The organism is Caballeronia sordidicola, from assembly GCF_002220365.1.
GTDB classification, from domain to species: domain Bacteria; phylum Pseudomonadota; class Gammaproteobacteria; order Burkholderiales; family Burkholderiaceae; genus Caballeronia; species Caballeronia sordidicola_C.
In genome coordinates this window covers 15,089-30,998 of sequence record NZ_MTHB01000290.1, presented here as the reverse complement: position 1 = coordinate 30,998, position 15,910 = coordinate 15,089, and the positions used below count along the sequence as shown (strand labels likewise).

At 59.7% G+C, this 15,910-nt stretch carries 14 protein-coding genes and 1 tRNA gene; 3 read left to right on the top strand and 12 right to left on the bottom strand.

Annotated features, from left to right (window positions below):
* Nucleotides 1–264: 264 nt before the first annotated feature.
* On the top strand, nucleotides 265–1,635 hold the full coding sequence (locus tag BSU04_RS42500) for a chloride channel protein (RefSeq protein ID WP_089166178.1): 1,371 nt from the start codon (nucleotides 265–267) through the stop codon (nucleotides 1,633–1,635).
* A gap of 212 nt (nucleotides 1,636–1,847) precedes the next feature.
* Here BSU04_RS42500 and BSU04_RS42495 read toward each other — a convergent pair whose 3' ends face one another.
* The 7 genes from BSU04_RS42495 to BSU04_RS46110 form a co-directional block, all read right to left on the bottom strand.
* Nucleotides 1,848–2,153: a YXWGXW repeat-containing protein gene (locus BSU04_RS42495; protein ID WP_089166236.1), complete on the bottom strand. Its 306-nt coding sequence runs from the start codon at nucleotides 2,151–2,153 to the stop codon at nucleotides 1,848–1,850.
* Nucleotides 2,154–2,400: 247 nt separating this feature from the next.
* Nucleotides 2,401–2,655 (bottom strand): cell division topological specificity factor MinE, encoded by a 255-nt coding sequence (gene minE, locus BSU04_RS42490; RefSeq protein WP_031359136.1) that lies wholly within the window; start codon nucleotides 2,653–2,655, stop codon nucleotides 2,401–2,403.
* A 9-nt stretch (nucleotides 2,656–2,664) separates the two neighbouring features.
* Nucleotides 2,665–3,480 carry a septum site-determining protein MinD gene (gene minD / locus BSU04_RS42485; protein WP_031359135.1) on the bottom strand — a complete coding sequence of 272 codons (816 nt, stop codon included), beginning with the start codon at nucleotides 3,478–3,480 and terminating at the stop codon, nucleotides 2,665–2,667.
* Nucleotides 3,481–3,577: 97 nt separating this feature from the next.
* On the bottom strand, nucleotides 3,578–4,333 hold the full coding sequence (gene minC / locus BSU04_RS42480) for a septum site-determining protein MinC (RefSeq protein ID WP_089166177.1): 756 nt from the start codon (nucleotides 4,331–4,333) through the stop codon (nucleotides 3,578–3,580).
* A 209-nt stretch (nucleotides 4,334–4,542) separates the two neighbouring features.
* Nucleotides 4,543–5,064, bottom strand: coding sequence for a GNAT family N-acetyltransferase (locus BSU04_RS42475; RefSeq protein WP_089166176.1), 522 nt, complete (start codon nucleotides 5,062–5,064; stop codon nucleotides 4,543–4,545).
* Nucleotides 5,065–5,257: 193 nt separating this feature from the next.
* On the bottom strand, nucleotides 5,258–6,040 hold the full coding sequence (gene map, locus BSU04_RS42470) for a type I methionyl aminopeptidase (protein ID WP_089166175.1): 783 nt from the start codon (nucleotides 6,038–6,040) through the stop codon (nucleotides 5,258–5,260).
* Nucleotides 6,041–6,954: 914 nt separating this feature from the next.
* On the bottom strand, nucleotides 6,955–7,275 hold the full coding sequence (locus BSU04_RS46110; protein ID WP_144021527.1) for a hypothetical protein: 321 nt from the start codon (nucleotides 7,273–7,275) through the stop codon (nucleotides 6,955–6,957).
* A gap of 187 nt (nucleotides 7,276–7,462) precedes the next feature.
* Between BSU04_RS46110 and BSU04_RS42460 the strand changes: the two genes are divergently transcribed.
* A complete protein-coding gene (locus tag BSU04_RS42460) occupies nucleotides 7,463–7,924 on the top strand; it encodes a hypothetical protein (RefSeq protein ID WP_144021526.1) in 462 nt (153 codons plus the stop codon).
* A gap of 90 nt (nucleotides 7,925–8,014) precedes the next feature.
* On the opposite strand, the gene BSU04_RS42455 is transcribed toward BSU04_RS42460, so the two are convergent.
* The 3 genes from BSU04_RS42455 to BSU04_RS42445 all read right to left on the bottom strand — a co-directional run bounded on the left by BSU04_RS42455 (nucleotide 8,015) and on the right by BSU04_RS42445 (nucleotide 11,089).
* Nucleotides 8,015–8,104 (bottom strand) — tRNA-Ser (locus tag BSU04_RS42455).
* A 189-nt stretch (nucleotides 8,105–8,293) separates the two neighbouring features.
* Entirely contained in the window at nucleotides 8,294–9,592 is a 1,299-nt protein-coding gene (serS, locus tag BSU04_RS42450) for a serine--tRNA ligase (RefSeq protein ID WP_089166172.1), read from the bottom strand.
* A 183-nt stretch (nucleotides 9,593–9,775) separates the two neighbouring features.
* Complete coding sequence (locus tag BSU04_RS42445; protein WP_089166171.1) at nucleotides 9,776–11,089, bottom strand: replication-associated recombination protein A; 1,314 nt, start codon at nucleotides 11,087–11,089, stop codon at nucleotides 9,776–9,778.
* 242 nt (nucleotides 11,090–11,331) lie between these two features.
* Here BSU04_RS42445 and cytX point away from each other — a divergent pair, with 242 nt between their 5' ends.
* Nucleotides 11,332–12,672 (top strand): putative hydroxymethylpyrimidine transporter CytX, encoded by a 1,341-nt coding sequence (gene cytX, locus BSU04_RS42440; protein ID WP_089166170.1) that lies wholly within the window; start codon nucleotides 11,332–11,334, stop codon nucleotides 12,670–12,672.
* Nucleotides 12,673–12,823: 151 nt separating this feature from the next.
* Here the strand turns inward: cytX and lolA are convergent, their stop codons facing one another.
* Together lolA and BSU04_RS42430 are read right to left on the bottom strand one after the other, a co-directional pair.
* On the bottom strand, nucleotides 12,824–13,489 hold the full coding sequence (gene lolA, locus BSU04_RS42435; RefSeq protein ID WP_179258624.1) for an outer membrane lipoprotein chaperone LolA: 666 nt from the start codon (nucleotides 13,487–13,489) through the stop codon (nucleotides 12,824–12,826).
* A gap of 57 nt (nucleotides 13,490–13,546) precedes the next feature.
* A complete protein-coding gene (locus BSU04_RS42430; RefSeq protein ID WP_089166168.1) occupies nucleotides 13,547–15,862 on the bottom strand; it encodes a DNA translocase FtsK in 2,316 nt (771 codons plus the stop codon).
* Between the last annotated feature and the right edge of the window lie 48 nt (nucleotides 15,863–15,910).

The following is a 15,910-nucleotide window of genomic DNA, read 5'->3' as shown; positions in this document are numbered from 1 at the left end:
AAACTTTCAAACACCCTGGGCTATCGTTGAAACGTTTGCGTGTCATTCAAAAACCTGAATAACACATTACTTATTAATTACGTTCTTCTCTCCGCTCTCGCCACCCCGACGAGAGAGTTTTGGGGCGGCGGCTCATGGCTGCGCCCCATTTTCTTTTTCAAAGCACCCGGCAACCATTAATCGTAGGCACCAATCGGCAGGATTATTGATTCAAATCGGTATAATCACTCCTTTGCCGACAGCCGGTCGCATGGCTCACCGCACATGATTCGCGCCTTACGCTCTCTCCCCCGATTTACTCTCCGACGTGCGCGCAGCCTCTGGTACCGCTACGGCATTTTCTGGGTTGGCGCAGTCGCGGTCGGGCTGGTCGCGGTGCTGTACGCGAAGCTCATCGACTGGGGCTATAACGCGTTTCGTGCCGTTCAGCATGACCATGTCTGGCTACCGCTGATCCTGACACCGGCGGTGGCAGCGTTATCCGTCTGGCTCACGCGAAAATTCTTTCGCGGCTCGGAAGGCAGCGGCATTCCGCAGGTCATCGCCGTGTTGCACAGTCCGCCAGGACTGGGAACCCGGCTGTTGTCGCCAGCCATCCTGATCGCCAAGATGGGAATCTCGTTTATCGCGATCCTCGGCGGTTTCACCATCGGCCGCGAAGGTCCAACCGTCCAGGTCGGCGCAGCGCTGATGTACAACCTGCGACGACTGTTTCCCCGCTCAAACGCCCGCATCGAACGGCAACTCGTGCTGGCCGGCGCGGCGGCGGGCTTATCGGCGGCGTTCAATACACCGCTTGCCGGCATTGTGTTCGCGATCGAAGAACTGACGCGTAGTTTCGAAGCGCGTACGAGCGGCGTGCTGATCACGGGCATCATCCTCGCGGGTATCGTCGCGCTCGGCCTGAACGGCAATTACACCTATTTTGGCACCATCGAAGTCAGTGCGCATTTTCCCAGCTTGCTGGCGGTCGCGGTGCTGCTCACGGCCGTCTTGACTGGTATCGCGGGCGGCGTGTTTTGCTGGTTGCTGCTCAATACGTCCAGATGGATTCCGGCACGTCTGCGCGAGATGCACGCGACACGCCCGGTTGTGTTCGCCACGCTCTGCGGGTTGATCATCGCCGTGGTCGGGCTTGTGTCGGGCGGGACTACCTTCGGCAGCGGCTACGCCGAGGCGCGCGGCCTGCTGGAAGGCCACGAGCAGCTCTCGCCGCTGTATCCGCTGCTCAAGATGGTCTCGATGATCGGCTCGTACCTGCCCGGCATTCCGGGCGGCATCTTCGCGCCGTCGTTATCGATTGGCGCCGGTTTCGGCAACGTGCTCCATATGGTCTTCAGCCACATGCAGCTGTCGATGCTGATTGCGCTCGGCATGGTTGGCTATCTGGCGGCCGTTACGCAGTCGCCGATCATGTCGTTCGTGATCGTGATGGAAATGATCAACGGTCACGCGCTGGTGATTTCGCTCATGGCGACAGCGCTCATTGCGAGCCGGGTGTCGCGCCTCTTCTCGCCGCCGCTTTACGAAGCGTTGGCTGAGCGCTACATGACCCCACTACCCTTGCCCGTGCCCCGGGCATCGCCCGAAGTGCCGGAAACACCCGTCGAGGACGAAGAGCCGGTCACCAAATAAAGCTCGGGCAAACCTAATACACGTAGACGCGTGGCACCGGATGATAAGCATACGGATGCGCCGGCACGACGATACAACCAGCCAGCAAGGTTGCGAGGAAGCCAATAATCAATAGTCTGGTTTTCATGTGGAACTCCTGAACGGGTTCATCGGATTCGGGCGGCATTAACTGGCCGCCCGTGAGGCTGGCGACGTATCGCAGCGATCAGGCGTCAGGCCCAGTGTCCGGGCATCCAGCGCCATGCACCGCCACGCGCGACCCAGTGTCCCGGCACCCAGTGATACCCCACGCGTTCGACTTGCCAGTGCCCCGGATTCCACACGTATTGGCCGTGTTCCCAGCGCCAGTGGCCGTTGTCCCACACATACCCCACGCGAGCCGGCGGAACGGATTCAATACGCACCGGCGGCGGCGCATTCGGCGCCACGATAATTACTTCAGCCGACGCACTTCCGGCTACTGCCGCAACACCGGCCAGAACAATCGCTGCCTGGGCAATGAACAAACGTATTTTCATGATCGGCCTCTTGAGTTGGTCGCCTTGTATCGGCGATACACACTCAATGCGCGAGGACATGGTTTGGCCGACAGCGCCCGTGTAACTGCGATGGCTAAACTGCAACGGAATATTGATGTAAGTCGCGCAAGCGACTTAAAGGTGCAGGCGCACTAGTGAAAAAGGCCGGAATCATGTGATTCCAGCCTTTTTTGGATGCTGCGCGCCAAGGTCATACTTCAGCGCTGGTTCAAACCGTCATCCCTCTTCAAACCGATGGAATTTCGATCTTCACTTCGAGTACTTCGAGATCGTCCTGACGTTCGAGGCTTACCCGGATATCGTCGCTCGAAATCTTTACGTACTTGGAAATCACGGCAACGAGTTCTCGTTGCAACGCCGGCAGATAATCGGCGGGTGCATGTCCGCCCGCTCGCTCGTGCGCGATGATCAACTGCAAGCGTTCCTTCGCGACCGAAGCGGACTTCTTTTTCTCGCCCAGCAAAAACGAAAGAATCGACATTGCGTCCCCTTACTTGTTGCCGAAGATGCGTTGCAACAGACCTGGCTTCTGATAGTCGGTGAAGCGCAGGGACTTTTCTTCGCCGAGAAAGCGCGAAACGATGTCCTTGTATGCTTCAGCAACGTCAGTGCCATCGAGGTGCACGGCCGGCAGACCCTGGTTGGACGCATGCAGCACGGCTTCCGACTCTGGAATCACGCCGATCAGCTCGATGCGCAGGATTTCCTGGATGTCGGTAAGCGACAGCATCTCGCCTTCGCTCACGCGCTTCGGGTTGTAGCGCGTGATCAGCAGATGTTCCTTGATCGGCTCCTTCCCTTCAATCGCGCGCTTCGTCTTCGACGAAAGAATGCCGAGAATGCGGTCCGAGTCGCGCACGGACGACACTTCCGGATTCGTCACGATCAATGCTTCATCGGCGAAATGCATGGCCAGCAACGCGCCCGATTCGATCCCTGCAGGCGAGTCGCAGACGATGTATTCGAAGTCCATCGCGATCAGGTCGTTGATGATCTTCTCGACGCCGTCTTGCGTCAGCGCATCTTTATCGCGGGTCTGCGAGGCCGGCAGGATGAACAGGTTCTCGCACTTCTTGTCCTTGATCAGCGCCTGGTTGAGGTTCGCTTCGCCCTGGATCACGTTGATGAGGTCGTACACCACGCGGCGTTCGCAGCCCATGATGAGATCGAGATTGCGCAGGCCGACATCGAAGTCGATAACAGCCGTTTTGTGCCCGCGCAACGCGAGGGCTGATGCGAAGCTCGCGCTGGTGGTCGTCTTGCCGACGCCGCCCTTGCCCGAAGTCACCACAATGATTTTTGCCATTCCTGTACCTTGTGTTCGTCAATTAAATCCGCTCGCGTCCTGTCCGAAAAGCGCGCCGTCCCCATCAGGCGCGCCTGGCTGATACCTCTCAGGCCTCTCAGGTCAGCCGCAGCGGTTCGATCATCAGTTTTTCTTCGTCGAGCCAGATCTGCACCGACTTGCCCAGGACATCAGGGCCGAGCGGTGTTTCCATCGTCCTGTAGATGCCGGCGATAGAGATCAGTTCCGGTTCCAGACACGTGCAGAAAATGCGCGCGTCGAGGTTGCCGTGCACGCCCGCGAGCGCCCGGCCACGCAACGGCGCGTAGATATGAATGTTGCCTTCCGCGATCACTTCCGCGCCATAGCTCACGAGCCCGAGCACGACGAGATCGCCCTTCGCATAAACTTGCTGGCCCGACCGCAACGGCCGGTCGATGATGGTCGTCTTCGGCACCGGCGCGGTGGGCGCAGGCGTTTGCGCCACGGCCGCTTCGATCACGGCAGCCGCCTCGGTGTTCTCGACGCCCGCGTCCACCGACGGCTTCGGCGCACCGCGCCGGTCGCGCGCTTCAAGCAACGGCAGCGCGCCTTCGGACGCCCATGCCTGATCCCCCGATGCAACTACACCGATCGGGCGCATGCGTACGCTGTCGAGCAACGTCGCGAGTTCGCTGATCGATATCCGCTCGTCGGCAGCCAGACGGCGCACGTCGATGGCGACAGTGTCGTTCGCGAAAAACTCGGGAGTCGCTTCGAAGCGCCGCGTGAGTTCCGTTCGCAGCGCGTCGAGGTCGGTAGTCTTGACGACAAACAAAAGCGTGTCGACAGAGCCGCTGCGCAATTCGAAAAAGGGCGTTTTTTTGAGCGACATAGGTAAAGCCAAAAATTTTGCGTATTTTACAGGCGTGAGCGCAAGCAAACGGAAAATTTCAGATTGCCGCCCGAACGCGGGCAGCATGATGTGAAAAGAGATAAGCGAGACAGGGGACGGCGAGATGAGCCGGGGCGGACCAAGCCACGCGAGCCGTGGCTAATCCAGCCGCGGCGAACGCTGGCGGATCAAATGCTCAAGTCATACGCTCAGGTCACGTGATCAGCCACGCGGCGCACGAGCAGCGTTTCATATTCCTCGGGATGCGCTGGAATCCGGCGACGTTCACCGGTAGGACCAAAGCCCAGGCGCTCGTAGAAACGCATGGCGTTGCGGTTTTCGTCGGCGACCCAGGCAAAGACGTCATGCACGCGCCGCTCCGCGAGCCACTGCGTAGCAGCGTTCACCAGCAGTTCGCCACCACGCAGATGCCTCACGGCCGGGGCAACCCACAACGCGTAGACGAATGCGCGCGGTGCAGGCGCTTCGTCGATAAACGCACCCACCAAACCCGCTGGATGACCTTCGGTGTACAGGATAAACGACGCAGTAGCGGATGAATTCGCGTGGCGGTCGGCCGTTTCGTCGAAGCTTGCGACGTCGGCGGACAGGGCCTCCTCCAGCGTCTCACCGAACGCGTAAGGCGCCTCGCGCAATGAGGCCGTGCGAAGCTCGCGCAGGACGGCACCTTGATGCGCGGTGATCCTGCGAACAGTTAGTGAAGGACTCATGCGGGTGTTTTTCTCTCAAGCTTTCACAAGCTTCTTAAGCTTTCTTAAGCCGGCTTGGTCTGTTTAATAGCTTCAACCGAACAGGCGAACGAGTCAAATCATTATTTCAGTCGATGCGCGAAGTGCCCTCACCGTGGGTCTCTCAGCCCACAACGCCGCTCGCCCATGGTGCTTTACGGTGTTGTTGTGTGCATCAGGGTGCTGCGTATTCACCCGTGCCGTCGGGCCAGGGTGTCAGCAATTCGAAGCCATCGTCAGTCACCACGACCATATGTTCCCATTGCGCCGACAACGACCGGTCCTTGGTGGTCACGGTCCAGCCATCACGCGATTGCTGCGTTGCAGCGCGGCCCGCATTGACCATTGGCTCAATGGTGAAAACCAGACCGGGCTTCAAACGCAATCCCGTCCCCGGTTGTCCGTAATGCAGCACTTGCGGATCTTCGTGATACACGCGGCCAATGCCGTGTCCGCAATACTCGCGCACGATCGAATAGCCCTCGCGGTTTGCGATGGTCTGGATCGCATAACCCACATCGCCCAACGTCGCGCCCGGACGCACCGCCCGAATGCCGGCGACCATGGCTTCATACGTCGTATCGCACAGCCGTTTGGCCTCGCGGCTCGGCGTGCCGGCGAAGTACATGCGGCTGGTATCACCGAAATAACCGTCCTTGATGATCGCGACGTCGATGTTAATGATGTCGCCGTCCTTCAGCGCCCGAGGGCTGGGAATACCGTGACAGACCACGTGATTTACCGACGTGCAAATGGTCTTGGTAAAACCCATGTACCCCACGTTCGCCGGGATCGCCTTCAGTTCGTCGACAATGAACCGGTTGCAAATTGCATCCAGCTCTTCCGTGGTGATGCCCGGCTGCACATGCTCGCCGATCATCGCGAGGACTTCTGCGGCCAGGCGCCCGGAAATACGCAGTTTTTCTATGTCGGCAGGCGACTTGAGTGTAATGGCCATGGAGCGTTGGTGTGTCGGCGCGCGATATCGATGTATCGCTGACGCATTAATTCAGGATGCCGGCGATGATAGCATCGGACGCTTTTCCGCTCTTTTTTCGATGGCGTGTTCGATTGCCTTGCGGCCGGGCGACGCCATGCTTTAGGCTTCGATCCAGCTTGATTCAGTTTGCTCGCTCGGGTGCGTCACTTGTGGGTTGCGCCACTTGTGGGTTGCGCCCATTGTCCTGGCCCCTGATTTTCGGCCTGTTTCTATTTTTACGTTGCCTCGTTTGTTGCCAGGCTCCTACTGACGCCCATTGCTTATGCTCTCACGCCGAGTTGTCCCGCTCACATCCTTGTTCGCGTCTGTGCTTGCGCTTGCTGCGTGCAGTTTCGCAAGCGTCCCCGAACTTCGCGCTTCGAGTCCGGTGATCTATGTGTCGTCGCACCGCCAGCCCCGTGACGTGCTGAACTGCCTTGAAGACAAACTGCCATCGGTGTCGACGTCGAAGCTGGGAAGCGCCTCAGAATTGCTGGTCGGCCCGAACGCATGGCTAGTTACACTCACACCATCACAATATGGGTCGACGGTGAAGGTGCAAAAATCTTCAGAGGATTATGGCGGATTGCCCGAGCCCGAAATGCGCTTCGACATAGCGCGCTGCACGACTTGAGTTCAATTGGCATCGGCCAAGTAAAATCTCCGGCGATCAATAAACCGCCCGGGATCTTTTAATACTGATTCAACCAGTCCTTAAACCATCAAAAATAGTAGTGAACGCCGACCGTGACGCCGTCGATACTACGTTTGCTTCCTTCATGACTGTCTGATTCAGCGCTCCACCCAGCTGCGACGCTTAGTTGTTTTATAAACTTATATTCAACGCCCAAGCCGCCATCAAGGCACGCCCCAGGCCAGGTTCCCGTCATGCCTCAACGCGCGTAGGGCATGATCGTATTGAAAGGCATTCCGACCTTAAGATTCCCACCACCATCTTTGCAGGCGGTCGAACCGCGATGGAAGTCGGCGAACACTTCTACGCCGATCACGAACTGTTTTGCATCGAGCCCTAGCCTGCGGTCAGGCCGTGGACAAGCAGGGCGTGGGACGGCTTGTTGACGACTCCAGACGCGTGAGCCCATTCTCCCCCGCTTGACCCCGGCATAGAAGCCTGCGAACTCGCTTGCTTGAGCGCACGAAATACCGGTCAGGGAAATGCCGCGCGCGGCAAGAAACTTCTTCGAGTTGGACATGGGGACTGATGCATCACATCAAATTGAAACGTAGCGGTGATTGTGGCATTCGCGCACATTCATTGTGATTATTACTTTACCTAACTTCTATTGATCTTTAATTTTGCAACGAAGCGAATGACTAAATTGCAGCGACGTACGGAACCAATCAGACTGATTCTAATTAGATGCTTTGGCGTTATTATTTATGACCTCTTTTTTCTCAGAAACACCTAAAAGGAAGGATGCCGAGATGGTTTTGTTTTTCATTTACAACGACGGTCGTCACAACGCCCGAGTTGTTGATTCAATCGAATGGAACGTCCGCAGAAGCTTGGTGACGACAGCCGTGGCTGCCGCATCGCTTTGCTCCGCGGCAGACGCCCAAACGGCCAACCCGGTCGCGCCATCCACCGACCATCCCGCTTCGCTGTCTGTGGCGCCTGTCCATGTGTATCGATCGCCCTCAATTACCGGGACGTCGCAGCCTGAATCCGACCCAGGACCTGCATCCGGCCCCGATGACTTGGCGAACCGGCAGACACCTAGTATTGAGAAGCCGGATAACTGGGCCTGCCGGACATCAAATAATCTGGCGCGAAGCTCGGCCGGCAAAAATCCCGACGGCAAGTCCACCTTCGATATAGAACGCTTGCTGCCGAAGTGCTGACGAGAAAACGCGGGGAGGCTGGGGACGGAATTCGAGCGCTAGAAGGGCAAAACCCCCGCCGATCTTTCGATCAACGGGGGTTTTTAGATTTGGCGGAAAGGGTGAGATTCGAACTCACGGTACGCCTAAACGTACACTGGATTTCGAGTCCAGCGCATTCGACCACTCTGCCACCTTTCCATTTACTGCAACCGCGTTAGTGCTTATGTTAATGCTTATGTTAGTGCTTACATTAGTACTTGTTACTGCTCTTTGCGGCCTTCGCTTAGCGGGTCGATGCTCAGCGAAGAGAAAGATTATAGACGACTCGGAATCGATTTCCAACCCCTTTTCGTGAGCCGGTTACAACACACCGGCTCGATCCGCCTCTTATTCTGCCTTCGGTACGTCCAGTTTTTCGAGACCACGCATGTAGAGCCGCAATGCCTGCGGCACCGTCACCGATCCATCTGCATTCTGAAAGTTTTCAAGCACCGCAACGAGCGTGCGTCCTACCGCCAGTCCCGACCCGTTCAACGTATGAACAAATTCGGGCTTGCCCTGTGCATTGCGGAACCGCGCCTGCATCCGGCGAGCCTGAAATGCTTCAGTGTTCGAGCAACTCGATATCTCGCGATAGGTGTTCTGCGCCGGCAGCCAGACTTCCAGGTCGAATGTCTTCGACGCCGAAAACCCCATGTCGCCAGTACACAACGTGATCACGCGATACGGCAGTTCGAGCTTCTGCAGGATTGCTTCGGCGTGTCCGACCATTTCGTCGAGCGTGTCGTACGATTTGTCCGGCGACACAACCTGCACCATTTCCACTTTATCAAACTGATGCTGGCGGATCAGGCCACGCGTATCGCGGCCATACGAGCCTGCTTCGGAGCGGAAGCAGGGCGAATGTGCAGTGAGCTTCACCGGCAGCGCAGCGGCGTCGAGAATGCTTTCGCGCACCGTGTTCGTCAGCGAAATCTCGGAGGTCGAAATCAGATATTGCGTGATCGTGTTTTCTTCGCCGCCTTTCTCCACGCGAAACATGTCGTCCGCGAATTTGGGCAACTGTCCCGTGCCGACCAGGATTTCCGGATTCACGATATACGGCGTGTACGCCTCCGTGTAGCCGTGCTGCTCGGTGTGGGTGTCGATCATGAACTGGGCAAGCGCGCGATGCAGCCGTGCGATCTGGCCGCGCAGCAGCGTGAAACGCGCGCCGGAGAGCTTGGCGCCGGTCTCAAAGTCGAGGCCGAGCGGAGCGCCTACATCGACGTGATCCTTTACCTCGAAATCGAACGAACGCGGCGTGCCCCAGCGACGCAGCTCCACGTTTTCCGTCTCGTCGCGGCCAACCGGGACGCTTTCGTGCGGCAGGTTCGGTACGCCGAGCATCAGGTCGGCGAGGCGTTTCTGAATGTCGTCGAGTTGCGCGGACGACGCCTTCATGGTGTCGCCGATTCCGCCCACTTCCGCCATCACCGCAGCAGTGTCTTCGCCACGGCCCTTCATGGCGCCGATCTGCTTCGACAACGTGTTGCGCCGCATCTGCAGTTCTTCAGTCCGCGTCTGGATCTCGCGACGTTCGGTTTCCAATGCCGCGAAGGCCGCGACGTCGAGGGTGTAGCCGCGTTGGGCCAGACGCTGGGCGACAGCGTCAGGGTCTTTGCGCAGAAGTTGAATGTCGAGCATGGCAGGGCCGGTTCTGAGTAGGTGCGAATCCGCGATTTTAGCGCAGCGCCGAACGGTTATTGGCGCGCTTTGACCGCGTTAGCCGTTCGGCCTGAAGTTCGGCGCGTTTTCCGTTCCACAAAAACCTGTCTTGAAATTGGTCGCTACGCTATTTATAAACAGTGCCGCTGCACGCGGCCGCGATCACTTCTTCTCGCCTTTGTTCTCGCGCCGCCATTGCGCGTCCATCTCGGCCAGCCTCGCCATCTTCTCGCCGATCTTGCCCTCCAACCCGCGCGGCGTCGGCTCGTACCAGTGCGGATCGCGCATGCCGTCCGGCAGATACGTCTCCCCCGCCGCGAACGCGTCGGGTTCATCGTGGGCATAACGGTATTCATGCCCGTAGCCCAACTCCTTCATCAGCTTCGTCGGTGCGTTGCGCAAGTGCACCGGCACCCCGCGCGACTGATCCTTGCCGACAAACCGCCGCGCCTCGTTATAGGCCTTGTAGCCCGCATTCGATTTCGGCGCGACCGCCAAATAGATCAGCGCCTGCGCCAGCGCCAGTTCACCTTCCGGTGTGCCCAGCCGCTCGTAGGTCTCGGCGGCATCGAGCGCAATCCGTCCCGCACGCGGATCGGCGAGACCAATGTCTTCCCATGCCATGCGCACGATGCGCCGCGCCAGATAACGCGGATCAGCGCCGCCATCCAGCATTCGACAAAACCAGTAGAGCGTCGCGTCCGGATTACTGCCGCGCACCGACTTGTGCAACGCGCTGATCTGGTCGTAGAACGCGTCGCCCCCTTTGTCGAAACGACGCAAATTCTCCGCAAGCGCGCTGCCCAGCAACGCCCCATCAATATTCGTCGACTTCTGCTGCGCCGCCGCCCGCGCGACGATCTCGAGATTGTTGAGCAGCTTGCGGCCGTCGCCATCGGCGGAACCGATCAGCGCGTCGCGGGCTTCATCGGTAAACGTGAGACCGCCCAGTTCGCCTTGCGCTCGGTCCAGCAACTCGGTGAGCTCGCTTGCTTCGAGACTTTTCAGTACGTACACAGCCGCCCGCGACAGCAACGCGCTGTTCACCTCGAACGATGGATTCTCGGTCGTCGCACCCACGAACACGAACAGGCCCGACTCCACGTGCGGCAAGAATGCGTCTTGCTGGCTTTTGTTGAAGCGATGCACTTCGTCAACAAACACGAGCGTCTGATGCCCGTTCGCCCGATGAATCTGCGCCAGTTCGACCGCCTCGCGAATGTCCTTCACGCCCGACAGCACCGCCGACAGCGAGATGAATTCAGCGTGAAACGCCGCCGCCATCAACCGCGCGAGCGTGGTCTTGCCCACGCCCGGCGGCCCCCAGAGGATCATGGAGTGCGCTTCGCCGGACTCGAACGCGACACGCAGCGGCTTGCTCGGGCCCAGCAGGTGTTTCTGGCCGATGACCTCGTCGATAGTGCGAGGCCGCAGACGCTCGGCAAGCGGAACATTGGCACGGTTTTCTTCGAACATGGCGCTCTGGAGGGTTTCCGAATAGGTCTGATTAGATCTGGGTCGTGCGTCTGATAGTGCACAAGTGCAAAGACAGCGATAATCGTGCGCTTTTCGAGACGGACGCCGCCGCTGCTTCAAAGTGGACGTTTCGCCTCGAAAAAACGTGAATCGAGCCGCAACGGGTGATTATGACAGCCGCGGACGAACCGATGAAACGCGCATGAACCGGGCCAAGCCCTATAGATAAGGACGAAACGCGAATGGGACAAGACAACACTACGGGCACGACCGGCGAAACCGGCACATCGACTTATGCGCCGCTTCTGCCGGTCCCCGCCGCGCGGCGCGCGTTCGGCACATCGGACGCCTTCGCGTTGTGGTTTTCACTCGGCATCGGCTTGCTGGTGGCGCAGGCCGGGGCGCTGCTCGTGCCGGGCATGTCGCTGCCGCATGCGCTCGCGGCCATCGTGATCGGTACGGTGATCGGCGTGGTCTTGCTGGCGCTCGCCGGCGTGGTGGGCACCGACACGGGCCTGGCCGCCATGTCGTCGCTGCGCCCCACGCTGGGGCTGCGCGGCGCGTCGGTACCGGCGGTAATCAACGCAGTGCAGCTCGTCGGCTGGGGCTCGTTCGAAATCATCGTGATGCGCGATTCCGCCGATGCCCTCGCCAAACAATCATTCGGCCTCTCCATGCCGCTGATCTGGACCTTGATCTTCGGCGTGCTGGCGACAGCACTCGCGATCACCGGGCCGTTGTCCTTCGTCCGGCGCTTCTTGCGTACATGGGGAATCTGGCTGCTGCTTGGGGGCGCGGGCTGGCTGACGTGGAATCTGCTGTCGAAACAAGACTTTGGCGCGCTGATGAACCGCCCCGGCACGGGCGACATGCCGTTCGGCGCGGGTATCGACCTGGTGGTCGCCATGCCGCTGTCGTGGTTGCCGCTGATCGCGGATTACACGCGTTTCGGGAACAGCGCGGGCGGCACGTTCCGCGGCACGCTGTTCGGATATGGAATCGCGAATATCTGGTTCTATGCGCTCGGCGCGTTCTACGGCCTCGCGGCGGGTGGCGGCGATGCGCTGCTCACCGTCGCACTGGCTCAGGCGGCGGGTGGGATTGCGCTGCTGCTGATTCTCATCGACGAAATCGACAACGCCTTCGCCGATATCCATTCGGCCGCCGTTTCCACCGGTACGTTCTGGGCGAAGGCGAGCGTGCCGTTGCTGTCGGCGGCGTTCGGCGCGTTGTGCACGCTGATCGCGCTGCTCGTACAGATGGGCAAGTACCAGAACTTCCTGCTGCTGATCGGCTCGGTGTTCGCGCCGCTATTTGGGGTGGTGCTGGTGGACCACTTTATCGTGAGGAAACGTCGCGTTGAAATCGCGGCGCTCACCGATCCGCGCGGACCCTACGGGTTCTCGGGCGGTTGGCACGTAAGCGGGTTTATTGCGTGGGCGTTGGGGATTGCGGCGTATCACGCGATCAATCAGTGGCTGCCGAATCTCGGTGCCACGCTGCCTGCGCTCGCGGTGGGCGCGCTGGCTTATCTGGCGCTGGTGGCGGGCCGCCGGGAGCAACAACAGTCGTCGGCGACCTAAGCGGCTACCTAAGCGGCTAACTAAGCGGCGATCCAGGCGAGCGGGTTGAGCAAGAGGATCGTCGGATCCTCGCGCCGGCCTGAAAAGCTTGTCTGACAGCCTGCCCGGGCAGCTTGTGCTGGGTAGGCTCTGCTGAGCCGCCTGCGCTGCGTCAGCCGTTGATCACGTCCGCGCCCTTCGGCACGATGAACTTGAACTGATCGGCTTTCAGCGGCGGATTCTTTTCGATATTCGAGAACGTCAACAAGGTGACATTGCCGAACACGTCATGCAATTCCATCGCTTCGAGATTGCCGTTCTTGAAACCAATACCAACCTGCTGGAATTGCGTGTCCTGCGCTTTCGGAGTCAGTTCCAGCCAGTCGATGCCATCCTTCACGCCCGCATCGCGCGACGTGAAATTCTTGTCGAGGTCGTTGCTGCCGAAGAGAATCGCGGCCGGACTCGCGCCCAGCGCGTTGCCTAACGGCCGGATGGTGACCTGGTTCAAGTCTTTGTCGTAGACGTAGAGCTTGTCGCCGTCCGCCTGCAACACCTGCGCGTAGGGTTTGTCGTACGACCAGATGAACTTGCCCGGCCGCGCGAACGTGAACGTGCCGCTCGACGTGCCACCGAGCCGCGACGCCATGCCTTGCGTAGCCGATGCCGCCGCTTTACTCGGCGCCTTCACCTCACGCTGGACGAAGTCGCCATGCGCCGCGTGAACCTGCGCGATAAACGCCTTCAGTTGCTCGGTACCGCTTGCGAAAGCCTGCGACGCCAACAGCATGGACGCGCCAAAAACGACGGCTTTTATCGTCCGGTTTTGATATTTCATAGCCGATCTCAACGCCGATCCCAAAACTGACTGCATATAAAAACTCTCCAGATAACCTTATTCGGCTTCACGCGCCGGCGTGAGGATTTCGCGATTGCCGTTCGAGGACATCGACGAAACAAGTCCCGAATTTTCCATTTGTTCGAGCAGCCGTGCTGCCCGGTTATAACCGATCCGCAGATGCCGCTGCACGAGCGAGATCGACGCGCGGCGGTTCTTGATCACGATTTCGACGGCCTGGTCGTAGAGCGGATCGGCTTCGCCTTCTCCGCCCGCGCCTGCGCCGCCCGGCGCGCCGTCCTCGCCATCGCCCAGCACACCGCCTTCAAGAACGCCCTCGATGTAGTTTGGCTCGCCCTGCTCCTTCAGCTTCGCGACCACGCGATGCACTTCCTCATCCGACACAAACGCGCCGTGGACACGCACCGGCAACCCTGAGCCCGGCGGCAGATACAGCATGTCGCCCATGCCGAGCAAGGATTCCGCGCCCTGCTGGTCGAGGATGGTCCGCGAGTCGATCTTCGACGACACCTGGAAAGCCATCCGCGTGGGCACGTTGGCCTTGATCAAACCGGTGATCACGTCCACCGAGGGCCGCTGCGTGGCGAGAATCAGGTGAATCCCGGCCGCCCGTGCTTTCTGCGCGATCCGCGCGATCAGCTCTTCCACCTTCTTGCCGACCACCATCATCAGGTCGGCGAGTTCGTCGATCACGACCACGATGGTCGGCAAGCGGTTAAGCGGTTCCGGCTCATCCGGCGTCAGGCTGAACGGATTAGGGATCTTCTCGTCGCGCTTGGTGGCTTCGTCAATCTTGTTGTTGAAGCCCGCAAGATTACGCACGCCCATCTTGCTCATCAGCTTGTAGCGGCGTTCCATCTCGGCCACCGCCCAGTTGAGCGCGTTGCCGGCCTGGCGCATGTCGGTGACGACCGGACAGAGCAGATGCGGAATGCCTTCGTAGACACTCATTTCGAGCATCTTCGGGTCGATGAGAATCATGCGTACTTCGTCAGCCGTGGCTTTGTACAACAGCGACAGGATCATCGCGTTGATACCCACCGACTTGCCCGAGCCCGTGGTCCCCGCCACCAGCAGGTGGGGCATCTTCGCGAGGTCGGCGCATATCGGCTTCCCGCCAATATCCTTGCCGAGCCCCATGGTCAGGGGCGAAGCGGCATCGGCATAAACCTGCGAACCGAGGATCTCGGACAGGCGCACGGTCTGACGGCGCTGATTCGGCAATTCCAGCGCCATGAAATTCTTGCCCGGAATGGTCTCGACCACCCGAATGGAGACAAGCGACAACGAGCGCGCCAGATCCTTCGCCAGCCCGACGATCTGAGAGCCTTTCACTCCAGTTGCCGGCTCGATTTCGTAGCGCGTCACGACAGGACCCGGGTACGCGGCAACCACGGCCACTTCCACGCCGAAATCCTTGAGCTTTTTCTCGATCAGCCGAGACGTGTATTCGAGCGTATCGGCGGAAATGGTTTCCTTCACTTCGGGCGCGGCGTCGAGCAGAGCCAGCGGCGGCAGCGTGGAATCCCCGGGGAGATCGGTGAAAAGCGGCACCTGCTTTTCCTTCTCTACACGCGCCGATTTAACCGGCGCGGCCGGCGGCACAATCATCACCGGCTCCTGCTCCTCGATCTTCACGCGCCCGCGCACGACCTTGCCTTCGCGCTTCTCAGCCGCCACTTCACCCAGCTTGCGGTCGCGGCCTGCTTCGCGGCGCATTCTCGCGCCGGTGATCGTGACCATGATGGCGTCGCCGGTTTTTTCGCAGACTGACAGCCAGGAGAAGTTGAAATACAGCGACAAACCGATCGCCAGCGCGATCAGCAGGAAAAGCGTAGCGCCGGTAAAACCTAACGCGTGGGAAACACCATGCGCAATCGCTTCGCCGACCACGCCGCCCGATGCATATTGACGTGGCATCTGCACCTTGAGCGACCACATCCGCAACGCTTCGAGACCGTCGCTGGAAGCCAGCACCAGCACGAACGCGAATGCCTCGGCCAGCCAGGTGCGATCTTTCGATGGCGCTTCGTCAGCCGCTTCATGATTCGTGATCCGCTGATAGTTCGCGATGATCCGCCGCACCAGCAGCACGACCCACCAATAAGCCGACAGCCCGAACAAAAGCAGCAGGATATCGGCTGTCCACGCGCCCACGCGACCGGCCCAGTTGGCGATCTGGTCGACTTGGGCGGCATGGGTCCAGCTTGGATCGTGGCGGCTGTAGCTCACCAGCGCCATGAGCAGGAACACGCCGAGCGCGACCTGCAAGATCCATCGAATCTCGGTGAAAAGGCGCGACATGCGGTGCGGCAACGCCTGCGCGCTTGCAGAATAGGTAGCTTTTGCCATTGATCCGTAAGGCGTTCTGACCCGCTGCACGGGGTGCGTCGGGTCGAC